This is a genomic window from Rhodovulum sp. FJ3 (genome assembly GCF_032918305.1).
GTDB lineage: Bacteria > Pseudomonadota > Alphaproteobacteria > Rhodobacterales > Rhodobacteraceae > SAT37.
In genome coordinates this window covers 168,434-191,910 of record NZ_JAWJUU010000003.1, presented here as the reverse complement: position 1 = coordinate 191,910, position 23,477 = coordinate 168,434, and the positions used below count along the sequence as shown (strand labels likewise).

The 23,477-nt window shown below is 61.2% G+C and carries 22 protein-coding genes; 13 read left to right on the top strand and 9 right to left on the bottom strand.

Going from position 1 to position 23,477, the window contains the following annotated elements; genetic code table 11:
• Window positions 1-3: 3 nt before the first annotated feature.
• Window positions 4-1,026: an endonuclease/exonuclease/phosphatase family protein gene (locus R1W00_RS09965; protein WP_317262591.1), complete on the top strand. Its 1,023-nt coding sequence runs from the start codon at window positions 4-6 to the stop codon at window positions 1,024-1,026.
• Window positions 1,027-1,063: 37 nt separating this feature from the next.
• Window positions 1,064-1,384: an AAA+ family ATPase gene (locus tag R1W00_RS09960; RefSeq protein WP_317262590.1), complete on the top strand. Its 321-nt coding sequence runs from the start codon at window positions 1,064-1,066 to the stop codon at window positions 1,382-1,384.
• Here the strand turns inward: R1W00_RS09960 and R1W00_RS09955 are convergent.
• Genes R1W00_RS09955 through R1W00_RS09940 form a run of 4 tightly spaced genes read right to left on the bottom strand, consistent with a single transcriptional unit; the run spans window position 1,381 to window position 6,941 of the window.
• Window positions 1,381-2,922 carry a Ppx/GppA family phosphatase gene (locus tag R1W00_RS09955; RefSeq protein WP_317262589.1) on the bottom strand — a complete coding sequence of 514 codons (1,542 nt, stop codon included), beginning with the start codon at window positions 2,920-2,922 and terminating at the stop codon, window positions 1,381-1,383. The two genes, R1W00_RS09960 and R1W00_RS09955, sit on opposite strands and share 4 nt — an antisense overlap.
• A 50-nt stretch (window positions 2,923-2,972) precedes the next feature.
• Window positions 2,973-5,144: an RNA degradosome polyphosphate kinase gene (locus R1W00_RS09950; protein ID WP_317262588.1), complete on the bottom strand. Its 2,172-nt coding sequence runs from the start codon at window positions 5,142-5,144 to the stop codon at window positions 2,973-2,975.
• A gap of 43 nt (window positions 5,145-5,187) precedes the next feature.
• On the bottom strand, window positions 5,188-5,871 hold the full coding sequence (locus R1W00_RS09945; protein WP_317262587.1) for a DnaA ATPase domain-containing protein: 684 nt from the start codon (window positions 5,869-5,871) through the stop codon (window positions 5,188-5,190).
• Window positions 5,871-6,941, bottom strand: coding sequence for an AI-2E family transporter (locus tag R1W00_RS09940; RefSeq protein WP_317262586.1), 1,071 nt, complete (start codon window positions 6,939-6,941; stop codon window positions 5,871-5,873). The genes R1W00_RS09945 and R1W00_RS09940 overlap by 1 nt, the downstream gene beginning before the upstream one ends.
• Before the next feature lie 134 nt (window positions 6,942-7,075).
• Here R1W00_RS09940 and proS point away from each other — a divergent pair, with 134 nt between their 5' ends.
• The 3 genes from proS (at window position 7,076) to R1W00_RS09925 (ending at window position 10,540) form a co-directional block, all read left to right on the top strand.
• A complete protein-coding gene (gene proS, locus R1W00_RS09935; RefSeq protein ID WP_317262585.1) occupies window positions 7,076-8,470 on the top strand; it encodes a proline--tRNA ligase in 1,395 nt (464 codons plus the stop codon).
• Between the two features lie 98 nt (window positions 8,471-8,568).
• Complete coding sequence (locus tag R1W00_RS09930; protein WP_317262584.1) at window positions 8,569-9,858, top strand: lipoprotein-releasing ABC transporter permease subunit; 1,290 nt, start codon at window positions 8,569-8,571, stop codon at window positions 9,856-9,858.
• Entirely contained in the window at window positions 9,851-10,540 is a 690-nt protein-coding gene (locus R1W00_RS09925) for an ABC transporter ATP-binding protein (RefSeq protein ID WP_317262583.1), read from the top strand. Before R1W00_RS09930 ends, R1W00_RS09925 begins: the two co-directional genes overlap by 8 nt.
• A gap of 2 nt (window positions 10,541-10,542) precedes the next feature.
• Here the strand turns inward: R1W00_RS09925 and R1W00_RS09920 are convergent, their stop codons facing one another.
• Complete coding sequence (locus R1W00_RS09920) at window positions 10,543-10,989, bottom strand: DMT family transporter (protein ID WP_317262582.1); 447 nt, start codon at window positions 10,987-10,989, stop codon at window positions 10,543-10,545.
• Between the two features lie 116 nt (window positions 10,990-11,105).
• Between R1W00_RS09920 and R1W00_RS09915 the strand changes: the two genes are divergently transcribed.
• Window positions 11,106-11,504, top strand: coding sequence for a c-type cytochrome (locus R1W00_RS09915; RefSeq protein WP_317262581.1), 399 nt, complete (start codon window positions 11,106-11,108; stop codon window positions 11,502-11,504).
• Between the two features lie 88 nt (window positions 11,505-11,592).
• Window positions 11,593-12,060 carry a DUF302 domain-containing protein gene (locus tag R1W00_RS09910; protein ID WP_317262580.1) on the top strand — a complete coding sequence of 156 codons (468 nt, stop codon included), beginning with the start codon at window positions 11,593-11,595 and terminating at the stop codon, window positions 12,058-12,060.
• A gap of 39 nt (window positions 12,061-12,099) precedes the next feature.
• On the opposite strand, the gene parE is transcribed toward R1W00_RS09910, so the two are convergent.
• A complete protein-coding gene (gene parE / locus R1W00_RS09905; protein WP_317262579.1) occupies window positions 12,100-14,058 on the bottom strand; it encodes a DNA topoisomerase IV subunit B in 1,959 nt (652 codons plus the stop codon).
• Between the two features lie 164 nt (window positions 14,059-14,222).
• Between parE and ppk2 the strand changes: the two genes are divergently transcribed.
• Window positions 14,223-15,179 carry a polyphosphate kinase 2 gene (gene ppk2, locus R1W00_RS09900; protein ID WP_317262578.1) on the top strand — a complete coding sequence of 319 codons (957 nt, stop codon included), beginning with the start codon at window positions 14,223-14,225 and terminating at the stop codon, window positions 15,177-15,179.
• Complete coding sequence (locus R1W00_RS09895) at window positions 15,176-15,709, top strand: hypothetical protein (RefSeq protein ID WP_317262577.1); 534 nt, start codon at window positions 15,176-15,178, stop codon at window positions 15,707-15,709. Before ppk2 ends, R1W00_RS09895 begins: the two co-directional genes overlap by 4 nt.
• A 15-nt stretch (window positions 15,710-15,724) precedes the next feature.
• Here R1W00_RS09895 and R1W00_RS09890 read toward each other — a convergent pair whose 3' ends face one another.
• Window positions 15,725-15,934 carry a SlyX family protein gene (locus R1W00_RS09890; protein WP_317262576.1) on the bottom strand — a complete coding sequence of 70 codons (210 nt, stop codon included), beginning with the start codon at window positions 15,932-15,934 and terminating at the stop codon, window positions 15,725-15,727.
• A 93-nt stretch (window positions 15,935-16,027) separates the two neighbouring features.
• Here R1W00_RS09890 and hisS point away from each other — a divergent pair, with 93 nt between their 5' ends.
• Genes hisS through hisG form a run of 3 tightly spaced genes read left to right on the top strand, consistent with a single transcriptional unit; the run spans window position 16,028 to window position 19,337 of the window.
• Window positions 16,028-17,527, top strand: coding sequence for a histidine--tRNA ligase (gene hisS, locus R1W00_RS09885; RefSeq protein WP_317262575.1), 1,500 nt, complete (start codon window positions 16,028-16,030; stop codon window positions 17,525-17,527).
• Window positions 17,524-18,642 carry an ATP phosphoribosyltransferase regulatory subunit gene (locus tag R1W00_RS09880; protein ID WP_317262574.1) on the top strand — a complete coding sequence of 373 codons (1,119 nt, stop codon included), beginning with the start codon at window positions 17,524-17,526 and terminating at the stop codon, window positions 18,640-18,642. The genes hisS and R1W00_RS09880 overlap by 4 nt, the downstream gene beginning before the upstream one ends.
• Entirely contained in the window at window positions 18,639-19,337 is a 699-nt protein-coding gene (hisG, locus tag R1W00_RS09875; RefSeq protein WP_317262573.1) for an ATP phosphoribosyltransferase, read from the top strand. The genes R1W00_RS09880 and hisG overlap by 4 nt, the downstream gene beginning before the upstream one ends.
• On the opposite strand, the gene R1W00_RS09870 is transcribed toward hisG, so the two are convergent.
• Together R1W00_RS09870 and R1W00_RS09865 are read right to left on the bottom strand one after the other, a co-directional pair.
• Entirely contained in the window at window positions 19,338-20,336 is a 999-nt protein-coding gene (locus R1W00_RS09870; RefSeq protein WP_317262572.1) for a Hint domain-containing protein, read from the bottom strand.
• A gap of 190 nt (window positions 20,337-20,526) precedes the next feature.
• A complete protein-coding gene (locus tag R1W00_RS09865; RefSeq protein ID WP_317262571.1) occupies window positions 20,527-20,964 on the bottom strand; it encodes a DUF1489 domain-containing protein in 438 nt (145 codons plus the stop codon).
• Window positions 20,965-21,074: 110 nt separating this feature from the next.
• On the opposite strand from R1W00_RS09865, the gene R1W00_RS09860 reads away from it, so the two are divergent.
• Window positions 21,075-23,375 carry an adenosylcobalamin-dependent ribonucleoside-diphosphate reductase gene (locus R1W00_RS09860; protein WP_317262570.1) on the top strand — a complete coding sequence of 767 codons (2,301 nt, stop codon included), beginning with the start codon at window positions 21,075-21,077 and terminating at the stop codon, window positions 23,373-23,375.
• The last annotated feature ends 102 nt before the right edge of the window (window positions 23,376-23,477 follow it).

Genomic DNA, 23,477 nt, shown 5'->3' with positions numbered 1-23,477 from the left:
TGGATGCGCATCGCCACCTATAATGTGGAATGGTTCAACGCGCTGTTTGACCGACGCGACCGGCCCTTGGCCGATGGGGAGTGGTCCAAGCGATACAATGTGACCCGCGAACAGCAACTGACCGCCGTAGCCAAGGTGCTGACGGCGATGGATGCCGATGCGGTCATGGTGATCGAGGCCCCCGATCACAGCGACCGGCGGTCCACCGTCGCGGCGTTGGAGAGTTTTGCGGCGGCGTTCGATCTGCGCACCCGCGCGGCGATGATCGGGTTTTCCAACGATACCCAGCAGGAAATCGCGCTGTTGTATGATCCCGACGCATTGACCCCGCGCCACGATCCCGTCGGCGCGATCTATGAGCCGCACGCGCCGCGATTTGACGGGGTGTTCCGGATGGATCTGGATGTCGATACGGATGCCGAAGAGGTCACGTTCAGTAAACCACCGCTGGAACTGTCCATCGAAACGCGGACCGGCACGCGGTTGCGGATGATCGGGGTGCACGCCAAGTCCAAGGCCCCGCATGGCGCGCGCACCCCTGAGGAGGTCATGCGCATTTCCATCGACAACCGGCGCAAGCAACTGGCGCAATGTATCTGGCTGCGCCGCCGGATTGTCGGGCATCTGGATGCGGGCGAGTCGGTCGTTGTGCTGGGCGATTTCAACGACGGTCCGGGGTTGGACGAGTATGAAAAGCTGTTCGGGCATTCGGGCGTCGAGATTGTTCTGGGCCTGCCCGAGATGGATCAATCCGCGATGCTTTATGATCCGAATGCGCGACAGGCCCTGCAAACACCCCTAAGTGCGACGATCAGCACGGCGCGGTTTTATAACGTGGAAACGCGCAGTTACCTGTCGGCACTGTTGGATTACATCATGGTCTCGCCCGATCTGGCGGCGCGCGGTGGACAGTGGCGCGTGTGGCATCCGTTTGACGATCCCGATATCTATGCGGTGCCCGAGTTGCGGCAGGCGCTGCTGGATGCGTCCGACCATTTTCCGGTGACCTTGGACATCGCGATCTAAGGTTACAAATGCGCCGATTTCGCCTATATTCAGGGGCATGAAACGGTTTTGTTTGTCAGTTGCGATTGTGTGCCTCAGCGCCCTGCCGATGCAGGCCGAAGAGAGCAATATGGATGAAGGCCTGAGCCTGCTAGAGCAGGGCGCGCGCCTGTTCATGAAGGGGCTGGCCGAGGAAATGGAACCCGCCCTGCGCGATCTGTCCACGGCGGTTGAACCGGCAATTGCCGAACTGTTGGGATTGATCGACGACATCAACGCCTATGAGATGCCCGAGCGTTTGCCGAACGGCGACATCATCATCCGGCGCAAATCCGATCACCCGCTGCCGGACAGCGACGAGACAGACATCGAGATTTAATCGTCCTTGATCCGGACCTCGGGTTCGACGTTCATGGATTTCGCAAGCGAGGCCAAGCGCGCCTCGGCGACCTCGCCAAACAGATCTGCGGCATCGGCCTTGAGCGTTAGGCGCAGGGTCGTATCGGTCAGCTTGAACTTGGCCGTTTGGGTCAGGGCGTCGGTGGTGAACATCGCGCCAAATCGCATCGCCTTGCCCAAGGCCTCGGCCGAGGCGATTTGTTCCTCGCTGAGCAACTCGAACAGGGGTTCAAAGCGGCTGCCGCTGCGGTTGTTTTTATACCGGTGCAACAGGGCCAGACCCAGATAGACCCGTCCCTCATGATCCAGCCCGCCAAGGTTCGCGCGCGTGGCGTTTTCGAAACAGACCTCATGGCGGTAATCGGGATGCGCGCGCCACGCCGTGTCATGCAGCAGGCAGGCGGCCTTGATCAGGCGCGTCCGGTCCGCATCCGCGCCCTCAAACAGGGGCAGGACAAAATTATACAGGCTGCGCCCAAACCCCGGCAAACGGGCCGACGTCGCCTCGGCAAAGCGGCAGGCCTCAATCAACGGATCGCGTTCGCGTAGGCGCTGGGGCATCTGTTCATAGAGCAGACCCTCGCGGATGCCGTAGCTGGAGATGTGGATTTCCTTGGGCTTGAACGTCTTTACGAACGCCTTCAGAACCTGCGCGGCCAGCGGCACAAGGGTCATGCGTTCGTTGGAAATCGACACCTGTGCGCGCAGGGCCTCTAGGTCCTGACCCTCTAGCCAGTCCACGGTCTCGCGGATGCTGTCGGTGGTCATGCGGTATTCGTGCAGAACGGTCATCGGATAGCCGCGCCGCTCCATATCCAGACGCGCGATGGCCCGCCATGAGCCGCCCACCAGATAGATGCGTTTGTGATCCTTGCCGACCTTGTCGGCCAGACGGTCCATGGTTTTGGCGATCTCGTCCTTGATCGCATCGGGACCGCCCGGCAAATCGCGCAGTTTCAGCGGCCCAAGCGCCGAGGTCACCCGTTGGCCAACGCGCCCGTCCTTGAGTTGTGCCAGTTCCATGGACGACCCGCCAATGTCGCAGATCAATCCCTTGGCCTTGGGCCAGCCCAAAAGAACCCCTTGGGCCGAGAGGCGCGCCTCTTCCTGACCGTCGATCACCCACAGTTTGATACCGGTTTCGCGTTCGACCTCGGCCTGAAACTCAGGCCCGTCCTTGGCGTCGCGCACGGCGGCGGTGGCCACAACGGACAGGGGCGTTGCACCCATGCCCTCGGCCAGAACGGCGAACCGTTTCAACGCGCGCAGGGCACGTGCGCGGCCCTCGGGGTTCAGGTGACCGGTTTCGCCCAGACCCGCGCCCAGACCGCACATCAGCTTTTCGTTGAAGAAATACGCGGGACTGCGCGCCGCGCCGTCAAAGACGACCATCCGGACCGAGTTCGACCCGACATCGACCACACCGACCCGCGACAGGGCGCGGGCTTGGGGGTCTTCAAACAGGGGGCGCCCAAAGGGCCCCCAATCTTCGGCGTGGGAATCGACGTTGCCGTCCATTGACCTTCCTTTTGTCATTCACTGACAATGACAACAGCCGGGCGCGGGCGTCAATCCTTGGAGTGGGCCAGTTGCGGCACATCCGTTGCGCCCGCACTGCCTCGACCCGACAGGGACGGGTTTTCCATAAAGAAGCGGTGGCAATTGAATGCGCCCTTGTCCACCGCATGGCGGGTAAAACTGTTGTCGGGGTTCATGATCCAGCTCTGTGCGGTATCGGCAAGGTTGGCCGCCATGATCTGATCCACGATCTGCGCCTTGACGGTCGGGTTCTTGATTTCCACCAAGGTCTCGACACGGCGGTTCAGGTTCCGGCCCATCCAGTCCGCAGACGAGATATAGACCCGTGCGTTTTTCGAGGGCAGGCCCGAGCCATTGCCGAAACAGGCAATGCGCGAATGTTCCAGAAACCGCCCGACGATGGATTTGACACGGATGTTTTCCGACAGGCCCTTGATGCCTGGACGGATGCCGCAAATCCCGCGCACGACGAGGTTGATTTTCACGCCTGCGTTGCTGGCCGCATAAAGGGCGTCGATCACATCGGGTTCGATCAGGGAATTGACCTTGGCCCAGATTTCGGCGGGCTTGCCTTGGCGGGCGAACTCGGCCTCGGCGTTGATCCGTTCCAGCAGGGTAGGTTTCAACGTGATCGGTGAGATCGACAGGTTCTCAAGCGCCTCAGGCTCGGCATAGCCGCCGATATAGTTGAACACCTTGGTCGCATCGCGCCCAAGGGCGGCGTCACAGGTGAACAGGCTGAGGTCGGTGTAAATCCGCGCGGTGATCGGGTGATAGTTGCCGGTGCCGTAATGGGTATAGGTCACCAGTTGATCGCCCTCACGACGCACCACGGTACTGATCTTGGCGTGGGTTTTGTAGTTGATGAACCCATAGACCACATGCGCGCCCGCGCGTTCCAGACGGCGGGATTGTTGAATATTGGCGGCCTCATCGAACCGCGCCTTCAGCTCGACCAGCGCGGTGACGGATTTCCCGTCCTCGGCGGCCTCGCACAGGGCCTCGACGATCGGGCTTTTCTTGGAGGTCCGATAGAGCGTCTGTTTGATCGCCACCACATCGGGATCGCGCGCGGCCTGTTGCAGGAACCGGATCACGCTATCGAATGTTTCATACGGGTGGTGCAGCAGCATGTCCTTTTGCCGGATCGCCGCGAACATGTCGCCCTCATGGTCCTGCACCCGTTCGGGGATGCGGGGCGTGAAATTCGGCCAGAGCAGATCGGGGCGGCTATCGACCACCAGTTCCGACAGGGAGGCAACGCCGATCAATCCGCGCACCTCAATCACCTCGGCCTCGGTGATGTTGAGTTCCCGCATGATCAGCGCGCGCAACTCTTCGGGCGCGCCCGAGGACAGCTTCATGCGCACGACCTCACCACGGCGGCGGCGTTTCAGGGCCGTTTCGAATTCCCGCACCAGATCCTCGGCCTCATCCTCGACCTCAAGATCGCTGTCGCGCAGCACACGGAAGGTACAGCTGCCGACGGTGTGATAGCCGGGGAAGAGCGACCCGATATGGATCAGCAAAACCTCTTCGAGCGGCAGGAACCGCATCTCGCCTTCTTTGGCGGGCAGTTGGATGAACCGGTCGATCTGGTGGGGGATCGGCAAGAGCGCCTGCAACGGACGCCCGTCGCGGTCGCGTTCCAGTTGCAGTGCAAGGCAAAAGCCCGTGTTCGGGATGAACGGGAACGGGTGGGCAGGGTCAATCGCAAGGGGCGACAGGATCGGAAACACCTGATTGAGGAACACGCCCTCCAGATAGGCGAAATCGCGTTTCGTCAGTTTTGAGCGCGTCAGCATGTGGATGCCCTCATCCTCAAGCTCACGTTTCAGGCGGTTCCAGACGGTTTGCTGGGCCTGCAGCAATTTGCGGGCGTCCTTGTCGATCAGGACCAATTGCTGGGCGGGGGTCAGACCGTCGGCGGCGGTGGTGGTGATGCCCTTGATCGCCAGTTCGCGCAGACCGGCCACGCGCACGGTATAGAATTCGTCAAGGTTGGTCGCCGAAATCGACACGAACCGCACACGTTCCAACAGGGGCACCTGCGGGTTGCGGGATTCATCCAGAACACGCCAGTTGAATTGCAGCCAGCTCAGCTCACGGTTCCCGAACCGTTTCGGGCCGGTGCACTGGGTGGCGGGCAATTCGGTGGGTTCGGGGAACGGGGCGTTCAGGAAATCGGCGGGATTTGTCATGTCGGTGATATGCTGTGAAAATGTAACAGGATCATGGCATTAATCACGTCTGGGGGAAAGCATTCTCCAACACTTCGGCGGCAAGGCGTTCGCCGATTTTTCGTCCCGTGGACAAGGCGGCAGCATCAAGGGCGTTCACGACTGTTTTCACGGCGGCAAAGCTGCGCTCCATCCGGCCCGCCAGATAGGGGATCAGGCGCGGCGGCACGGTCAATTGGCGGTCGGCGAATTGTTTCACCAACAGCGCCGCAAGCAACGCATCGTCTGGCGCGCCAAGGGTCGCGGTGGCGGTCGCGCTCATCCGGCTGAGGAGATCGGGCAGGATCAGCCCCCATTGCATCGGCGCACTGCGCGCGGACAACAACAACGGGCGCGCCTCGGCCAGCGCAAGGTTATGCAGGTGGAACAGCGCCTCTTCGGCGGCACGATCACCGGCAATGCGGTCGGCGTTTTCAACGATCAATGCGGGGTGGGCGACGAGGTCCGGAATATCGGCGTCGATGACATCGCGCGCATCGATCATATGTCCGCCGGTCTGATCCGCCCAAACGGTCGCTAGATGGGTTTTGCCCGAGGCCTCGGGGCCCACAAGGATCATCTTGCCCGACGGCCAGTTGCGCCAGTCCTCGACCTGTACAACGGCCATGGCATTGGCCGGCGAGACGAAATAGTTCTCCTTGCCCCGCGCGGTCCGGTGGGGCAGGTCGAAAATCAACTGTTCTGCCATCACTCGGCCTCTTGCTTGTCCGACTGGCCTTTATAGAGGCGGCTGTCTTTGTACTGGCCGATGGCATAGCGCGCGATCACCCCGATCGAGGCCGCGACCGGCACCGCGATCAGCAACCCGACAAAGCCAAAGATCATCCCGAAGGCCGACAGGGCAAAGATCAACCACACGGGATGCAGCCCGACTGAGCCGCCCACAAGGTTCGGGGTCAGCACATTGCCCTCTAGGATCTGGCCGATGAAAAACACGCCCGCGACCGCGCCGATCCACCACCAATCGCCCCAGAACTGGAACAGGGCCAGACCGATGGCCAAGGCCCCGCCGCCAATCGCGCCGACATAGGGGATGAACGACACCATGCCTGCGAAAAACCCGACGATCAGGCCGAATTGTAGGCCCGTCAACATCAAGGCAACCGCGTAATAGGTGCCAAGGATCACACAGACCGTGCCCTGGCCACGGATAAACGCGGCAAGGGTTTCGTCGATCTGGCGGGCCAGTTTGCGGATCACCGGCGCATGATCGCGCGGCAGCAATTCGTCGATCTGACCAACCATCCGGTCCCAGTCGAGCAGCAAATAAAACGTCACCACCGGCACCAGCACGATCAAGGCCACCACGTTCAACAGCGACAGCGCACTGGCCAGCACCCCGTTCAACAGCTCGCCACCCTTGGACTGGATCGCCTCGGCCACACCGCCAAGGGATTGGCGCAAGGTGGATCCCTCGGCCATCAGGGACGGGAAACGTTCGCTGATAAAGGTCTGGAAATTGTCGACCATTTCGGGCGCGACGTTGATCAACGCCCCCATCTGGCGCACGGCCTCGGGCACCACCAACAGCGCCAATAGGATAAACAGAAACGCCGCCACCAAGGTGATCGTGACCGTTGCCCATATTCGTGAAAACCCGATGTTTTCCAGCCGGTCCGCCACGGGGTCCAGAACATAGGCAATCGCCATGCCCAACACGAACGGCAACAACATCCCGCCCAGAAACCACAGTGCCCCAAGGAAAACCACGGTCGCAACGGTCCAGTATTTCACCTGCTCTTTGACGGGCAGCGCCATTTTCACCTCTGTTTTTGTGCTTGGGGGTTACTTTGCCTATCGTGGCGTGTGTTTCAAGGGGCAGCGGTTCTTGTGCGGTGGGCCGTGATGTCATAGACGGGTGCAAAGCTAACACTTGATGAGGCAATCATCACATGCGCCTGTCCCGCTATTTTCTACCCGTTCTCAAGGAAACCCCTTCTGAGGCGAAAATCGTCAGCCACCGCTATATGCTGCGCGCCGGTCTGATCAAACAGGCCTCGGCCGGTATCTATTCTTGGCTGCCGATGGGGTTCAAAATCCTGCGCAAGCTGGAAAACATCGTCCATCAGGAACAACAGCGCGCGGGCCATATCCCGATGCTGATGCCGACGCTGCAAACCGCCGATCTGTGGCGCGAAAGCGGGCGCTATGACGCCTATGGTCCCGAGATGCTGCGCATGAAGGACCGCCATGACCGTGACATGCTGTTCTCGCCCACGGCGGAGGAAATGTTCACGGATGTGTTCCGTTCAAACGTGACGTCCTACAAGGACCTGCCGCTGACGCTCTATCAGATCCAGTGGAAATTCCGCGATGAAATCCGCCCCCGTTTCGGTGTGATGCGCGGGCGCGAGTTCTTTATGAAGGACGGGTATAACTTTGACCTGACCAAAGAGGACGCGCTGCACGCTTATAACCGCCACTTGGTCAGCTATCTGCGCACCTATGAACGCATGGGCCTGCAGGCAATCCCGATGCGCGCGGACAGTGGCCCCATCGGTGGCGATTACACGCATGAATTCCTTGTCCTTGCCGAGACCGGCGAATCCGAGGTCTTTTATGACAGCCAGATCACCGATCTGACCTTTGGTGACCGCGAAATCGACTATGATGACGTGGCCCAGTGTCAGGCCGTGCTTGAGGAATTCACCTCGCGCTATGCCCGCACCGACGAAACCCACGTCGAGGACGAGTTCACCGCCCAAGTTCCCGAGGACCGCCGCCGCGTGGCCCGCGGGATCGAGGTCGGCCAGATCTTCTATTTCGGCACCCAGTATTCGGACAAAATGGGCGCGATGGTCACCGACGAAAACGGTGTGCGCGTTCCCGTCCACATGGGCAGCCACGGGATTGGCGTGTCGCGTCTGCTGGGCGCGATCATCGAGGCCAGCCATGACGACAAGGGCATCATTTGGCCCGAGGGCGTCACGCCGTTCCATTGCGGGATCGTCAACCTGAAACCCGGCGTGGCCGAGGCGGATGAGGCGTGCGATGCCCTCTACAAATCGATCACCGCGCTGGGCCTTGAGCCGCTGCTCGATGACCGCAAGGACAGCGCAGGCGCGAAATTCGCCACTATGGACCTGATCGGTCTGCCGTGGCGCATCACCGTTGGCCCGCGTGGTCTGAAAAACGGTGTGGTCGAAGTCACCTGCCGCCGCACCGGCGAGAGCGAAGAGATGACGCCGGAAATGGCCGTCGAGAAAATCGCCCGCATCTATGGCCCCCATGTGGGCGCCGACCTGACCCAACCGATGCCGCAACGCGCCTTCCACACCTGGATGTAAGATCGGGGAATTCCGCGCAAGGGCCGTCATGAATGGCCCTTGCCGCTTGAATTTCTGCGGGTGTGCGGCCACTTTTGCCAAAACGAACAGGAGCAGCCGTGGCCAAGACCCCCGCGCCATTTTCGGCCTTTGAATGGATGATCGCCATGCGCTTTTTGCGCGCCCGCCGTGCCGAGGGCGGGGTCAGTGTGATGACCATCATCTCGCTTGTCGGGATCACCTTGGCCGTGATGGCCTTGATTGCGACACTTGCCGTGCGTTCGGGCTTTCGGGCGGAACTGGTGGACACGATCCTTGGGGCCAACGCCCATGTGACGGTCTATTCGTCGGTCTATGTGACCGAGGACGGCCAGACCACCCGCGCCATCACAGATTACCGCGCCATTGCCGACCGGATTGCCGATCTGCCCGACGTGACCCGCGCCGCGCCCTTGGTCAAGGGGCAGGTCATGGCGACCATGCAGGGGCGCAACAGCGGGGTTGAGGTGTTCGGCATCACGCCCGAGGACCTGAAAACCATCCCCCGCATTGCCAACCCCGAGGCCAAGCGCGGCAGCATCGATGATTTTGGCGATCAACGCATCGCAATTGGGTCTGGCATCGCGCGCGAATTGGGCGTGCAGGTGGGGGACAAGCTGCGCCTAATTTCGCCCGACGGGGTCAAGACGCCCTTTGGCACCTCGCCGCGCGTGGCGGCCTATGATGTGGCCTATATCTTTACCGCGGGGCGCTATGACATCGACCGCACCCGTATCTATATGCCCTTCGACGAGGCGCAGATCTATTTCAACCGCGACGGCGCGGCCGACGAGATCGAGGTGATGGTCACCGATCCCGAGACTGTGGACCGGCTGACCATCGACCTGTTGGCCGCCGGTGGGCCGCGCACGTTGCTGTGGACGTGGCAGGATTCATCGGGGGCGTTGTTGCGGGCGCTGGCGGTTGAGGACAACGTGATGTTCGTCATCATGTCGATCCTTGTCCTGATCGCGGCGATGAACATCATTTCGGGCCTGATCATGCTGGTCAAAAACAAGGGCCGTGACATCGGCATCCTGCGCACCATGGGCCTGACCGAGGGGTCCATCCTGCGGGTGTTCTTTATCTGTGGATCGCTGGTCGGTGTGATCGGAACGACATTTGGCGTGATCCTTGGCTGTTTGTTCGCGATCTATATCGATCCGATCTTTTCCTTTGTGAACTACATCGGCGGGGGCGGGGTGTGGGACCCGTCCATTCGCGGCATCTATCAATTGCCGGCCAAGCTTGAACTGAGCGATGTCCTGACCTCTGTCGCGCTGTCCCTTGGCCTGTCGTTCGGGGTCACGATTTTTCCCGCGCGCCGTGCGGCCCGTATGAACCCTGTTGAGGCGCTGCGCTATGAATAACGATGCTGCATTGGAACTGGTCGGGATTTCCAAGACCTATAACGCGGGTCGTCCCAACGAAATCCGCGTTCTGGATCAGGCGTCTCTGGCCCTGATGCCCGGTCAGGTGACGGCATTGGTCGCGCCCTCGGGGGCGGGGAAATCGACCCTGTTGCATATCGCGGGCCTGTTGGATCAGCCGGACACCGGCCAGATCATCATCGGCGGGCGCGACTTTTCCGGTGACAGCGACCGCAGCCGCACCACCGCGCGCCGCCGCAACATCGGGTTCGTCTATCAGTTCCACCATCTGCTGCCCGAGTTCAGCGCGCTGGAAAACGTGGTCCTGCCGCAACTGGCCAATGGCGTGGATAAGGGCGCGGCAGAGGACCGCGCGCTGATGCTGCTGGACCGTGTGGGCGTGCGTGAGCGCGCGGATCACCGCCCCGCCGCCATGTCAGGGGGCGAGCAACAGCGCGTCGCCTTTTGCCGTGCTCTGGCCAACAACCCGCAGGTGTTGCTGGCGGACGAACCCACGGGAAACCTTGATCCCGACACCTCGGCCCGCGTGTTTGGCGCATTGGTCGAACTGGTGCGGGAGACCGGTCTGTCGGCCCTGATCGCGACGCATAACCACGATCTGGCGGCCCAGATGGATCGCCGCGTAGAACTGCGCGCCGGACAGTTGCATCCGCTGGACTGACCCTAGCCCTTTAGCGTTACGAACACCCCGACCGCCATGGTGGCAATCCCCGCCGCGCGGGTCAGGGTGATCGGCTGGGGCAGGGCGCGCATCAGGCCGAAATGGTCAATCGCGGCGGCGGAAATCAGTTGTCCGAGCAGGACAAAGAACACCGCATTCCCGACCCCGAATTTGGGCGCGATCCACGTGATCGTCAGGACATAGAACGCCACCAACAACCCTGCCAGAAACAGGTATTTCGGCGCCGCGAACACCCCTGACAGGGTCGAAAACCCCGTGAGTGCCAGAACCACCGACGTGCCCAGAAACGCGACGATGAACAGACAAAACGCCGCCGCCGCCGGATTGCCAAGACGCCCGCCCAACTGGGAATTCAATGCGGCAAGGATCGGAATGCCAAAGCCCGCCGCCATCATCACGGCGGCGTATTTCAGGGTGGTCGCGTCCATGGCTCTCCTCCAACGCAATGGAAACACACGATGTGATCGGGGCAGGTTTGTCGGCGATTGGCAAGCGCGACGTGACGTGTCACAAGGATAAAAACACCAGTCCCCGGAGGTCCCTTATGCAGTGCACATTCCTTTTTCCCCTTCTGGCAGGTGCAATGGTTTTGGGGGCCTGTGTGCCACAGGAACAGGCGGGGCAGGCCGATTTCGACGCCTATTGCGCGGCCTGTCACGGCGTTGATGCGCGCGGCAACGGGCCGGTGTCGGTCGATCTGAACCTGAACGCGCCGGACCTGACCTTGATCGCACAGCGTAACGGCGGCGAATTCCCGTTCACACAGGTCATGTCGACCATCGACGGCTATACCCGCGCGGATCAGCATGGATCGGTCATGCCCGAGTTCGGGTCGCTGTTGGACGGGCCGACGGTTCTGGTCGAATATGAGGGCGGGATTCAAACGCCGACGCCCGAACCTCTGGTCTCGCTCGCGCATTATCTGGAGAGCATTCAGCGGTAATGCGCCGTCGCGCCCCGCCTTCGCGCGAACGTGACCACCGGTGATCCACGACCCTGCTAGCGTGCACGTATCTAGTTGGGAGAATGCGATGCGCCGCCTTTTTGTATTGGCTTTTACATTACTTACCTCGCCCGCGTGGGCCCAATCGGTTGAACCGCGCGAGGGCTGGGTCACCATGGACAGCGACAAGCCCTATGCCGAATTGATCGACGCGGTTAAGGCCGCCGCCGGTCACAACAAACTGGGCGTCGTCACACAGGCGGGCCCGACTGGTGCCGCCGCGTCGCGCGGGGTGACGATCCCCGGTAACCGCGTGATCGGCTTGTTCAATAACGTCTATGCGGTGCGCATTCTGGGGCTCAGCACGGCCGCGATGATCGAGGCCCCGATCCGCGTGTACGTCACCGAAGAGCCCGACGGCACCGGTTTCCTCAGCTACAAAACCCCGTCCTATGTCTTTGCCCCCTATATGGAAGAGGGCGGCGCGGATCTCGTGGCGGCGGCAAGCGAGTTGGACGCGATTTTCCTGAGCGTTGCCGAAGAAGCGGTGAAGTAAAGAAAAATCCCCGGCGGGTGTGACCGGCCGGGGATTTGATCAGATGTCCAATTCGTCCACGAATTGCGCGTTCTGCTGGATGTATTGGAACCGCATCTCGGGCTTTTTACCCATCAGACGTTCCACCAGATCGGCGGTTTCGCCCGGTTCGTCCTCATCAATGCTGACGCGGATCAACTTGCGCGAGGCGGGGTTCATCGTGGTGTCCTTCAGGTCCTTGGCGTCCATCTCGCCCAGACCCTTGAATCGGCTGACGTCGATTTTGCCTTTGCCGCCCAGACCCTTTTCCATCCACATTTCCTTTTCCGCCTCGTCCAGCGCATAGACGCGTTTCGCGCCTTGGGTCAGGCGAAACAGGGGCGGGCAGGCCAGATAGAGGTGCCCGTGATCGATCATCGGGCGCATCTGGGTGAAAAAGAACGTCATCAACAGGCTGGCGATATGGGCGCCGTCGACATCCGCGTCGGTCATGATGATGATTTTGTCATAGCGCAGATCGTCGATGTTGAACTTGGTGCCCAGACCGACGCCAAGCGCCTGTGACAGATCGTTGATTTCGGCGTTGCTGCCCAGTTTGGAGCTTGCCGCGCCAAGCACGTTCAGGATCTTACCGCGCAGCGGCAACAGGGCCTGTGTGCGACGATCACGCGCCATTTTGGCCGACCCGCCGGCCGAGTCGCCTTCGACCAGAAACAGTTCGGTGCCGTCGCGGTTGGTGGCCGAACAATCGACCAGCTTGCCAGGCAGGCGCAGACGTTTGGTCGCGGTTTTACGGGCGGTTTCCTTTTCCTGACGGCGACGCAGACGTTCCTCGGCACGCAGTACAAGGAAATCAAGGATTGCACCGGCCGATTTGGTGTCAGCGGCCAGCCAGTTGTCAAAGTGATCGCGCACCGCGCCTTCGACCAGCTTTTGCGCGTTGGTGGTGGCCAGACGGTCCTTGGTCTGACCGACGAATTCGGGCTCGCGGATGAAACAGGACACAAGCGCACAGCCGCCGGTGATCAGATCGTCGCGCGTGATATTGGTGGCCTTGCGGTTGTTGACCAATTCGCCATAGGCGCGGATGCCCTTCAGGATCGCGGCCCAAAAACCGGCCTCATGGGTGCCGCCCTCGGGCGTGGGGACGGTGTTACAATAGGACTGGATGAACCCGTCGCGCGAGGGCGTCCAGTTGATGGCCCATTCCACGCTGCCCGGTTCGTTGAATTTCTCTTTGAAATCAACGCGTCCTGCAAAGGGTTTGTCGGAATAGGTCGCGGCCTTGCCCAAGGTTTCGGTCAGATAATCCGCCAGACCGCCGGGGAAATGGAACGTGGCCTCGGTCGGGGTTTCCCCGTCGTCGATTGCCGATTTCCACCGGATTTCAACGCCCGAGAACAGGTACGCCTTGGAGCGGACCATCTTCATCAGGCGGGCGGGTTTCATCTTGTGCGACCCGAAAATCTGGGCGTCCGCGTGGAAGGACACGGTGGTGCCGCGTCGGTTCGGGGCGGCGCCGACCTTTTCGACCGGACCTTGCGGGATGCCGCGCGAAAAGCGCTGCTCAAACAGCTCTTTGTTGCGCGCGACCTGAACGATCATCGAATCCGACAGGGCGTTCACAACCGACGCACCCACGCCGTGCAAACCACCCGAGGTCTGATAGGCCTCGCCGCTGAACTTGCCGCCCGCGTGCAACGTGCACAGGATCACCTCAAGCGCGGATTTGTCCGGAAACTTGGGGTGGGGATCAATCGGGATACCACGACCGTTGTCGCGGATGGTGACCGTGCTGTCGGCGTGCAGTTCCACCTCAATCCGGTTGGCGTGGCCCGCGACGGCCTCATCCATCGAGTTGTCGAGGATCTCGGCCACCATATGGTGCAGCGCGCGCTCGTCCGTGCCGCCGATATACATGCCGGGGCGTTTGCGGACGGGCTCTAGCCCTTCAAGCACCTCAATCGAAGAGGCGTCGTAGTCGTCGGGTTCGGTCCCTGCAAGAAGGTCGTCGGACATATGGGTGTGCTCGATCAATAATTGGTTTGGTTCCGTATTAGAGCAGGACCGCGCCCAAGGGGCAATGGCCCGTGCACGGTTTGGTGGCTGTTTAAACTTGACCGGTGTCAAAGTGGGCTCTGCGCCCAAGTGATAGAATTGTTCCATTCAGGAAAGGGACAGATATGACACAAGGCGCAGAGAGTCGGACGACACCCACCCCCGTTGCAAACGGGACGGCCACGGCGGTGAAAACGCCCCCGAACCCCGAGATGATCGCGCGCGCTTTTGAGAACGGGGAATATCCCTATACAAGCAAACTGTCCCGCCGCAGCTATGAGGCGCAAAAGGCGCGTCTGCAGGCGGAATTGTTAAAGGTTCAATTGTGGGCACAGGAGACCGAACAGAAATTTGTTCTGCTGTTCGAGGGCCGCGATGCCGCCGGTAAGGGGGGCACGATCAAGCGGTTCATGGAGCATCTGAACCCGCGTTCGGCCCGTGTGGTCGCCCTGAACAAACCCACATGGGAAGAAAAGGGCCAATGGTTCTTTCAACGCTATATCCGCGAACTGCCCACCGTCGGAGAAATGGTGTTCTATGACCGCTCTTGGTACAACCGCGCGGGGGTGGAGCGTGTGATGGGGTTCTGTACCCCGAACGAATATCTGGAATTCATGCGCCAGACCCCGTTGTTTGAACAGATGTTGGTCCGCTCAGGCATCCATCTTTACAAGTACTGGTTCTCGGTCACCCAAGAGGAACAGCAGGCCCGTTTCAAGTCGCGTGAAACCGACCCCTTGAAGCAATGGAAGCTTAGCCCGATTGACAAGGCCAGCCTTGATAAATGGGACGATTACACCGAGGCCAAAGAGGCGATGTTCTTTTACACCGACACCGCCGATGCGCCGTGGACCATCATTAAATCCAATGACAAGAAGCGTGCACGCCTAGAGTGTATGAGACATTTCCTTAATTCTCTTGACTACCCTGGGAAAGATCACCACGCTATCGGTAGGCCCGATCCCTTAATTGTGGGCCGTGCAGAACATGTTATCCACCGTGCCGACCATATCTTGGGCACGTCTCTGCACCCTGATACCCGACACGTCAAAGATGAACCCACCGCGCAGGAGGTGAAATGAAATCGTTGCGCCCAGAGACTGCGCTTCCCCGTATCAGCAATGGCAACTTGGGCTTTTTGCGCAAGTTCGGCTTTCTGACAAAGGGGGCTGCCAATGCTCTGGTGCTTGGCGAAGTTGCGGTGGCGCATAGCCTGCGTGACATGGGGCTGTCGGTGGATCTGCTGAACATGCGCGAGATGACACCGTGCAGCCTGCTGCGCGACGAAACTATGCAGGCGCTGTCGTCGCGCGGGGCCGAGTATGATCTGGTGTTGCTCGTCTTCCCCGAATTCGAGAGCGCGGCACAGCGCCATCTGGCGTTGCAGACGCTGCCGGGTTTTGTGCGCGAGGGTGGGTTGCTGATGATCCACGGCCTGTCCGAACGCCACCAAGGGTGCGGGGTGAACGGGTTTTCGACCGCCGATTTGCACGCGCGGTTTGCCTTGTTCGATGTTTTGGACGTGGCCGACTATGACGATGTATTCGGCCCGGGATACAACTCGGACGTCCTTTATGCCGTGGTGGATTTCGTCGGGCGCAAGATGTCCTGACCTTGGACGCGCGCCTCAGTAATGGGGCGGGCGTTGATCGGCCAGCGGGACCGAGCTTTCGCTGTCATATTCGCGTTCGGCCTCGCGCTGCATCAACATGCGAACGCGACGCGTCAGGACGTCGATTTCCTTGGCCTGCGCCGCCACGACATCCGACAGATCATCCACCGTCGCCATTAGATGCGCGACCTTTTCTTCCAACTGTGTGACTTGCGTGTCTGACATGGCATTTCCTTTCATGCTGGGGGCGGGTGTACTTGCCCCTTGAACCTGCATCCGTTATGCCGCCCGCAAACCCACCTAAGGGACAAAGACGCGATGGCCAAGCAAAAGAAAGCACCCCGCCCCAAGGCAGAGACGCCCAAGGGCTTTCGGGACTATTTCGGTTCGGATGTAACTGAACGTAAAGAGATGCTCGACAAGATTGCCGAGGTCTATCATCGCTATGGCTTTGACCCGCTGGAAACCTCTGCCGTGGAAACGGTTGAGGCGCTGGGCAAGTTCCTGCCCGATGTGGATCGCCCGAACGCGGGTGTGTTCGCGTGGCAGGAAGAAGACGACGGCGATTGGCTGGCGCTGCGCTATGACATGACGGCGCCTTTGGCCCGTGTGGCCGCGCAGTTCCGCAATGACCTGCCCAACCCCTATCGCCGCTATGCGATGGGTCCCGTCTGGCGCAACGAAAAGCCCGGTCCGGGGCGGTTCCGTCAGTTCTATCAATGCGATGCAGATACCGTTGGCTCGGCCTCGGTCGCGGCGGATGCGGAAATCTGTGCGATGCTGTCCGATGCGCTTGAGACCGTCGGCATTCCGCGCGGCGATTACATCGTGCGCGTCAACAACCGCAAGGTTCTGAACGGCGTGATGGAGGTCGCGGGCGTTCTGGACCCGTCTGACCCCACCAAGTTCGAAGAGGAACGCGGTATCGTGCTGCGCGCCATCGACAAGATCGACCGTCTTGGGTCTGAGGGCGTGCGCGCCCTGATGGGCGAGGGGCGCAAGGACGACTCGGGCGATTTCACCAAGGGCGCGGGTCTGACCGACGCCCAAGCCGATACCGTCATGGGCTTTATGGAGGCCAAGCGCGACACCGGCGCGGCCACCTGTGCGCGTCTGCGTGAATTGGTCGGGGACTCGGCCACGGGTCAGGAAGGCGTCGCCGAACTGGAACAGATCGCCGCGCTGTTGGACGCCCAAGGCTACGGCTCGGATCGCATCGAAATTGACCCGTCCGTCGTGCGTGGTCTGGGCTATTACACCGGTCCGGTGTTCGAGGCCGAGTTGACCTTTGAAATCCTCGACGAAAAAGGTCGCCCGCGTCAGTTCGGTTCGGTCGCTGGTGGCGGTCGATATGACGATCTGGTCAAACGCTTTACCGGTCAGGTCGTTCCGGCGACCGGCGTGTCGATTGGCGTGGATCGCCTGTTGGCCGCGCTGCGCGCCAAGGGGCGTGCCGGTGCCACCATGGATGGCCCCGTCGTTGTGACCGTGATGGATCGCGACCGCATGGCCGACTATCAAGCCATGGTGGGCGAGCTGCGCACCGCAGGCATCCGCGCCGAGGTCTACCTTGGCAATCCCAAGAACTTCGGTAACCAGTTGAAATACGCCGACAAACGTCAATCGCCCGTGGCCATCATCCAAGGCGGCGACGAGGCTGCGCGCGATGTGGTCCAGATCAAGGATCTGGTGCTTGGCGCGAAAATTGCGGCCAGTGCGACGCTTGAGGAATGGAAATCCCAGCCCGCACAGGTTGAGGTCGCCCGCGCCGATATGGTCGCCGAGGTGCGCCGCATCATCGAAGGGGCAGGGGAATGATCACCTCGGACAAGGCCGCGATCCGCGCGGTTGCCGAACAGATTGCCGCGCCGTTTCTGGCCGCGAATGCGATGCCGGTTGAGGCCGACATCCTGCAACCTGCCGAGACGCTGTTGGACCTGTATGGTGAGGACATCCGCGCGCGCGCCTATGTGACCAACGATCCGCTGCGCGGCGAGTTGATGATGCGCCCCGATTTCACCGTTCCCGTGGTGCAGATGCACATGGAAACGGGGGCCGAGCCCGCGCGCTATACCTATCTGGGTGAGGTGTTCCGCAAACAGGATCACGAGACCGGCCGTGCGAACGAATACCTGCAGGTGGGGTTCGAACTGTTCGATCCGACCGATGCCGCCGCCGCCGATGCCGAGGTGTTCGCCCTGTTCCAAAAGGCGCTGTCGCCCTTTGATCTGGGCCTGCGCGCCGCGACGGGGGATATCGGCATCCTGCTGGCCGTGGTCGATAGCCTGTCGACCAGCGACCGCCGCCGCGCTGCGTTGCGCCGCCATCTGTGGCGTCCGCGCCGGTTCCGCGCGCTGCTGGACCGGTTCGGCGGACGTCGTGCAGCGCCGGAAAGCCGCGTGAAACTGCTGGAGGCCGTGGGGACCTCGGGGGTTGAGGCGATTTTGGATCAGGCCGGTCCCGAAATCGGTCTGCGCAGCCGCGAGGACGTCGCCGCCCGCGTCGCCGCATTGGTCGATGATGCCGCCCAAGACCCGCTGAGCGCGGGTGAGCTGGAGATCATGAACCACATCCTGTCGATCCGCGAAACATCGGACAACGCATTGGAACAATTGCGCGATGTGGCCGTGGATATGCCCGCGATCGAACCCGCCGTGGCCCAGTTGGGCCGCCGGTTGGACGCGCTGTCGGCGCGCGGCGTCGATGTGTCCGAGCTGGACTTTGAGGCCAGCTATGGCCGCACTACGCTGGAATACTACGACGGGTTCGTCTTCGGCTTTTACGCCGCCGACCGGCCCGACCTGCCGTCGGTTGCGACGGGCGGGCGCTATGACGCGCTGACCCGTGTGCTGGGCGGGGGACGGTCCATTCCCGCCGTGGGCGGCGTCGCCCGTCCCGAGGTGATCACCACATTGCAGGAGGCCCGGTCATGACCCTGAAACTGGGCGTGCCGTCCAAGGGGCGGCTGATGGAGAAGACATTCGAATGGTTCGCCGAGCGCGGCGTAGGCCTGCGCCGCACCGGATCGGACCGCGAATATGCGGGCGCCGTGGACGGGGTTGAGGGTGTCGAACTGGTCCTGCTCTCCGCCGGTGAAATCCCGCGCGAACTGGCCGCCGGTCGCATCCATTTGGGTGTGACGGGGTCCGATCTGGTGCGCGAAAAGATCGCCGATTGGGAAAACAAGGTGCGCGAACTGGCCCTGATGGGGTTTGGGCATGCCGACCTGATCATCGCCGTGCCCAAGTTCTGGGTCGATGTGGATACACTGGACGATCTGGATGCGGCGGCGGCGGCCTTCCGTGCCGAACACGGCTTCCGTTTGCGGATCGCGACGAAATACCACCGGTTGGTGCGGGAATACCTGCGCGATGCGGGTGTGGCGGACTATCAGTTGGTCGACAGTCAGGGCGCAACCGAAGGCACGGTGAAAAACCGCACTGCCGAGGCCATTGCCGACATCACCAGCACGGGTGAAACCCTGCGCGCGAACCACCTGAAAATCCTCGGCGATGCTTGCGTGCACAAGAGCCAAGCCACGCTGTTCCGTGGTCGCCGCTCGGGGTGGGACGACAACATGCGTCGTGCGTTTGACGACCTGACGGCCAAATTGCAGATCAACGACTGATCACAGGGTGTGCGCATAGGCTGCGCGCACCTCAAACTTGCGCAGCAAGGGCGCGGCGGGGCGCATACGTGCCATCCGTTCGGGCGAGATACGCGCGACCAGATCGCCAAAGAAATGCTGGGCCTCGTCCTTGGCCGCCGTTTTCGCACCGCGCATCAACAAATCCCCCAAGAATAACGTCTCGCACGGCATCCCGTTTGCCATCAGGACCACATGTTCCTCGCACAGGATGTGGTAGTAGGTGATCTTGCGCAGCGACGTTTCCAATGAGGCCCCGAAGTCAACAAAGCCGCAGGCGGGGGCGAGTGCCTGCTGCTCTGCAAGGACAAGTTCGACTTCGGGGCCATCAACCAGAATGCGGTGTTGCTGGGACAGGTAGGTATCGCGATAGGGGCGACCCTCGCCAAAGGTGCCGACGGGAATGCGCACCGGAAACCAGCGGTGATAGAGGTGTTCCATGCCGGGGATCAGGGTGATCTCGGCCTTGGCGATATAGAGGATCGAGTGACGCTTGCCGTTGACGTCGATAATGCTGTCGCCACGGCTCAGATGTTCGATCGCCGCATAGCCAAGAGGGACGCGAATGCGGGTGCCCTCTAGGAAACAGTTCGGCGCGCCGACATCGCCGGGGGTCAGGTCCAGAACAGAGTCGGGTGGGCCGCCTGTGGTCCCTCCGCCGCTGGGCGCGCCGCCACCACCGGGCGATCCCCCGGGTGGGGGACCGGCATAGGGCTGAACCAGGCCATCGGGCAGGGCCATGTAGGTGACGTTGCCATCACGAAACGCAAGGGTGGGTTGGGAATTGGCGGCGGCCCCCGTCGTCAGGGTGCCGTGACCTGCCACTGTCACGGGCACACCGGAAACCGACACGCCCGATGGGCCGCCGCGCGTTCCCTCATACTGCACTTGGGTCAGGTGGTGTGTGTCGAACCGATGCCCCTCCAACACATCCTGTTGGGCAAGCGGACCGTCATAGCGATAAAGACAAGTCGTAGACATCGAAACGCAACCAAACCAAAAGCGACTTTCGTGAGTTTTAGATGTACTGACTGGGAAAACTCACATCTTTAAGTGTAGTCGATTCCAGAGGGGGTAGGCTATTTGTCTAAAGAATATAAGTGCGCACTCTTAAGGGTAGAATCCCGTGGATTCCGCCTCTCTTTAGTTTGTGTGTGAAAAATCTTGCGCCTTACAGCACGCCGATGTCGGCCAAGGCGGCGGACAGTTCGGGGGGCAGATCGGGCTCGGCCGTGCGGCCTTTGGGCAGGTCGGCGGGCGCGTCATCCGCGTTCAAATAGCGCCAGCCCTGAAACGGACGGCGCGGCGCGGCGGTGGTGCGGATGATTTCGGGGTCGAGGATGATTCCACAGCGGGTGATTCCATCATCGCCCACAATTTCATCCAGACCGATGACCCGCTGACGCGACTGGATCACGCCCTTGATCACCCAATAGAGGCTACCGCCGTTCAACAACTCGTCCCCCCGTTTGGGCCACATCCGTGTGATATGACGGGGATTTTCCTGTCCGGTCTGCAAGCGCCACGCGGTCTGCCACGCGATTTGATCGTCCACGCTTTCGGTGCCGACGCTGAGTTTGACCAGATTAACGTGTCGATTTTTTTTCACGTTTGCCCCAAGATGATGTTGAACATGGATCAAAATAACCTAGAACTTGCGCAGATCAAGCCAAGCTCGTATCTTGGCGGCCCTTTCAGAACTTCGTGAAGGAACTCTCGATGTCGCGTTTTACCGCCCCGATTTCCGAGTCCATCTGGGACATGAAATACCGCCTGAAACGCGCCGATGGCACGATCGAGGACAAAACGGTCGAAGACACGTGGCGTCGTATCGCGCGCTCGCTGGCCGAGGTCGAACAGGACCCCGCCGCGTGGGAGCCGAAGTTCTTTGAGGCCTTGGAAGATTTCAAATACCTGCCCGCAGGTCGCATCACCGCCGGTGCCGGCACCGCGCGCAGCGTCACACTGTTCAACTGTTTCGTCATGGGCACCGTGCCCGATAGCATGTCGGGCATTTTCGACATGCTGAAAGAGGCCGCGCTGACCATGCAACAGGGCGGCGGTATCGGGTACGATTTCAGCACCATCCGCCCCAAGGGCGCCGATGTTCTGGGCGTGGCCGCCGATGCGTCGGGGCCGCTGTCGTTCATGGATGTGTGGGACGCGATGTGCCGCACGATCATGTCCGCGGGGTCGCGCCGTGGGGCGATGATGGCGACCATGCGCTGTGATCACCCCGATATCGAACAGTTCATCACCGCCAAACAGGACCCCGCACGTCTGCGTAACTTTAACCTGTCGGTGCTGGTGACCGACCCGTTCATGGAGGCCGTCAAGGCCGACCAGAGCTGGGAGCTCAAGTTCGGGGATAAGGTCTATCACACGGTTCAGGCCCGCGATCTGTGGAACAAGATCATGCGCGCGACCTATGATTACGCCGAGCCGGGCGTGATCTTCATCGACCGCATCAACAAGATGAACAACCTCGCCTATTGCGAAACCATCGCGGCCACCAACCCTTGCGGCGAACAGCCCCTGCCGCCTTATGGTGCGTGCTTGCTGGGGTCGATCAACCTTGCCCGTCTGGTCGCCAACCCGTTTGAGGCCAACGCCGAACTGGACGTGGCCAAGTTGGACGAACTGGTCGCGACCGCCGTGCGCATGATGGACAACGTGGTGGACGCAAGCCGCTTTCCCCTGGACCAGCAGGCGCAAGAGGCCCAGGCCAAGCGCCGCATCGGTCTGGGCGTGACCGGTCTGGCCGATGCCCTGTTGATGCTGGGTCTGCGCTATGGCTCCGAAGAGGCCGCCGTTCAGACCGAGAAATGGATGAAACAGATCGCCCGCGCCTCCTATCTGGCCTCGGTCGACCTGGCCAAGGAAAAGGGTCCGTTCCCCTTGTTTGATGCGGACAAGTATCTGGCCTCCGGCGCGCTGCAAGAGATGGATCAGGACGTGCGCGACGCGATTGCCGAACACGGGATCCGCAACGCCCTGCTGACCTCGATCGCACCCACCGGCACGATCAGCCTCTATGCCGGCAACGTCTCTTCTGGGATCGAACCGGTGTTCGCCTACAGCTATACCCGCAAGGTTCTACAAAAAGACGGCTCGCGCACCGAAGAAGAGGTCGTGGATTACGCCGTTCAGATGTGGCGCGAAAAATTCGGCGACCGCGAACTGCCCGACTATTTCGTCAACGCGCAGACGCTGGCCCCGCTGGAACATGTCCGCATGCAGGCCGCCGCGCAGAAATGGATCGACAGCTCGATCTCCAAGACCATCAACTGCCCCGAAGACATCAGCTTTGACGACTTCAAAGATGTCTACATGGAAGCCTATGAAACCGGCTGTAAGGGCTGCACCACCTATCGTCCGAACGACGTGACGGGCAGTGTCCTGACCGCGTCTGACGACAAAAAGACCGAGAACAAGGCCCCCGATGTGGTCGCCAATGACGACGCCGAGCCGCAGACGCCCCATGGTGACGTGATCTACATGTCCGAGCCGCTGGACCGTCCGCAACAGCTTGAGGGTAACACCTACAAACTGAAATGGCCCGACAGCGAGCACGCGATCTACATCACCGTCAACGATCTGGTCGTGGCCGGTCGCCGTCGTCCGTTTGAGGTGTTTATCAACTCCAAAAACATGGAGCACTTTGCATGGACCGTGGCCCTGACCCGTATGATCAGTGCCGTGTTCCGTCGCGGCGGTGACGTCAGCTTTGTGGTGGAGGAACTCAAGGCCGTGTTCGACCCCCGTGGCGGCGCGTGGATGAAGGGCAAATACGTTCCCTCGATCCTTGCGGCGATTGGCGGCGTGATCGAAACGCATCTGGTCGCGACGGGGTTCATTGAGGGCGAGGGCATGGGCCTGAAAACTGACCCCCAATATGAGGCCATCGCGGTCGGCGAACGCCCCCGCGGCCCGGCATGCCCGTCCTGCGGCGAATTCGGTATGAAGATGCTCGAGGGCTGCATGACCTGCCCCAGCTGCGGCCACAGCAAGTGCGGCTAAGGCCGCACGGCTCGCAATTCTGACGTGAAATGCCCAGAGTAGGTTTGCTGCTTTGGGCATTTCGGACACTGCGTGGTGGGGTGGCGCCACGGGGTTTTGCTG

What these genes read in the sequence shown, in the direction of transcription:
- ppk2 (WP_317262578.1), top strand. Translation starts at nt 14,223, where the DNA reads ATGACACAAGGCGCAGAGAGTCGGACGACACCCACCCCCGTTGCAAAC.
- R1W00_RS09870 (WP_317262572.1), bottom strand. Translation starts at nt 20,336, where the DNA reads ATGTCTACGACTTGTCTTTATCGCTATGACGGTCCGCTTGCCCAACAG.
- R1W00_RS09965 (WP_317262591.1), top strand. Translation starts at nt 4, where the DNA reads ATGCGCATCGCCACCTATAATGTGGAATGGTTCAACGCGCTGTTTGAC.
- R1W00_RS09955 (WP_317262589.1), bottom strand. Translation starts at nt 2,922, where the DNA reads ATGGACGGCAACGTCGATTCCCACGCCGAAGATTGGGGGCCCTTTGGG.
- R1W00_RS09920 (WP_317262582.1), bottom strand. Translation starts at nt 10,989, where the DNA reads ATGGACGCGACCACCCTGAAATACGCCGCCGTGATGATGGCGGCGGGC.
- R1W00_RS09880 (WP_317262574.1), top strand. Translation starts at nt 17,524, where the DNA reads ATGATCACCTCGGACAAGGCCGCGATCCGCGCGGTTGCCGAACAGATT.
- R1W00_RS09895 (WP_317262577.1), top strand. Translation starts at nt 15,176, where the DNA reads ATGAAATCGTTGCGCCCAGAGACTGCGCTTCCCCGTATCAGCAATGGC.
- R1W00_RS09945 (WP_317262587.1), bottom strand. Translation starts at nt 5,871, where the DNA reads ATGGCAGAACAGTTGATTTTCGACCTGCCCCACCGGACCGCGCGGGGC.
- R1W00_RS09940 (WP_317262586.1), bottom strand. Translation starts at nt 6,941, where the DNA reads ATGGCGCTGCCCGTCAAAGAGCAGGTGAAATACTGGACCGTTGCGACC.
- R1W00_RS09890 (WP_317262576.1), bottom strand. Translation starts at nt 15,934, where the DNA reads ATGTCAGACACGCAAGTCACACAGTTGGAAGAAAAGGTCGCGCATCTA.
- hisG (WP_317262573.1), top strand. Translation starts at nt 18,639, where the DNA reads ATGACCCTGAAACTGGGCGTGCCGTCCAAGGGGCGGCTGATGGAGAAG.
- R1W00_RS09950 (WP_317262588.1), bottom strand. Translation starts at nt 5,144, where the DNA reads ATGACAAATCCCGCCGATTTCCTGAACGCCCCGTTCCCCGAACCCACC.
- R1W00_RS09960 (WP_317262590.1), top strand. Translation starts at nt 1,064, where the DNA reads ATGAAACGGTTTTGTTTGTCAGTTGCGATTGTGTGCCTCAGCGCCCTG.
- R1W00_RS09860 (WP_317262570.1), top strand. Translation starts at nt 21,075, where the DNA reads ATGTCGCGTTTTACCGCCCCGATTTCCGAGTCCATCTGGGACATGAAA.
- parE (WP_317262579.1), bottom strand. Translation starts at nt 14,058, where the DNA reads ATGTCCGACGACCTTCTTGCAGGGACCGAACCCGACGACTACGACGCC.
- proS (WP_317262585.1), top strand. Translation starts at nt 7,076, where the DNA reads ATGCGCCTGTCCCGCTATTTTCTACCCGTTCTCAAGGAAACCCCTTCT.
- R1W00_RS09910 (WP_317262580.1), top strand. Translation starts at nt 11,593, where the DNA reads ATGCGCCGCCTTTTTGTATTGGCTTTTACATTACTTACCTCGCCCGCG.
- R1W00_RS09925 (WP_317262583.1), top strand. Translation starts at nt 9,851, where the DNA reads ATGAATAACGATGCTGCATTGGAACTGGTCGGGATTTCCAAGACCTAT.
- R1W00_RS09915 (WP_317262581.1), top strand. Translation starts at nt 11,106, where the DNA reads ATGCAGTGCACATTCCTTTTTCCCCTTCTGGCAGGTGCAATGGTTTTG.
- hisS (WP_317262575.1), top strand. Translation starts at nt 16,028, where the DNA reads ATGGCCAAGCAAAAGAAAGCACCCCGCCCCAAGGCAGAGACGCCCAAG.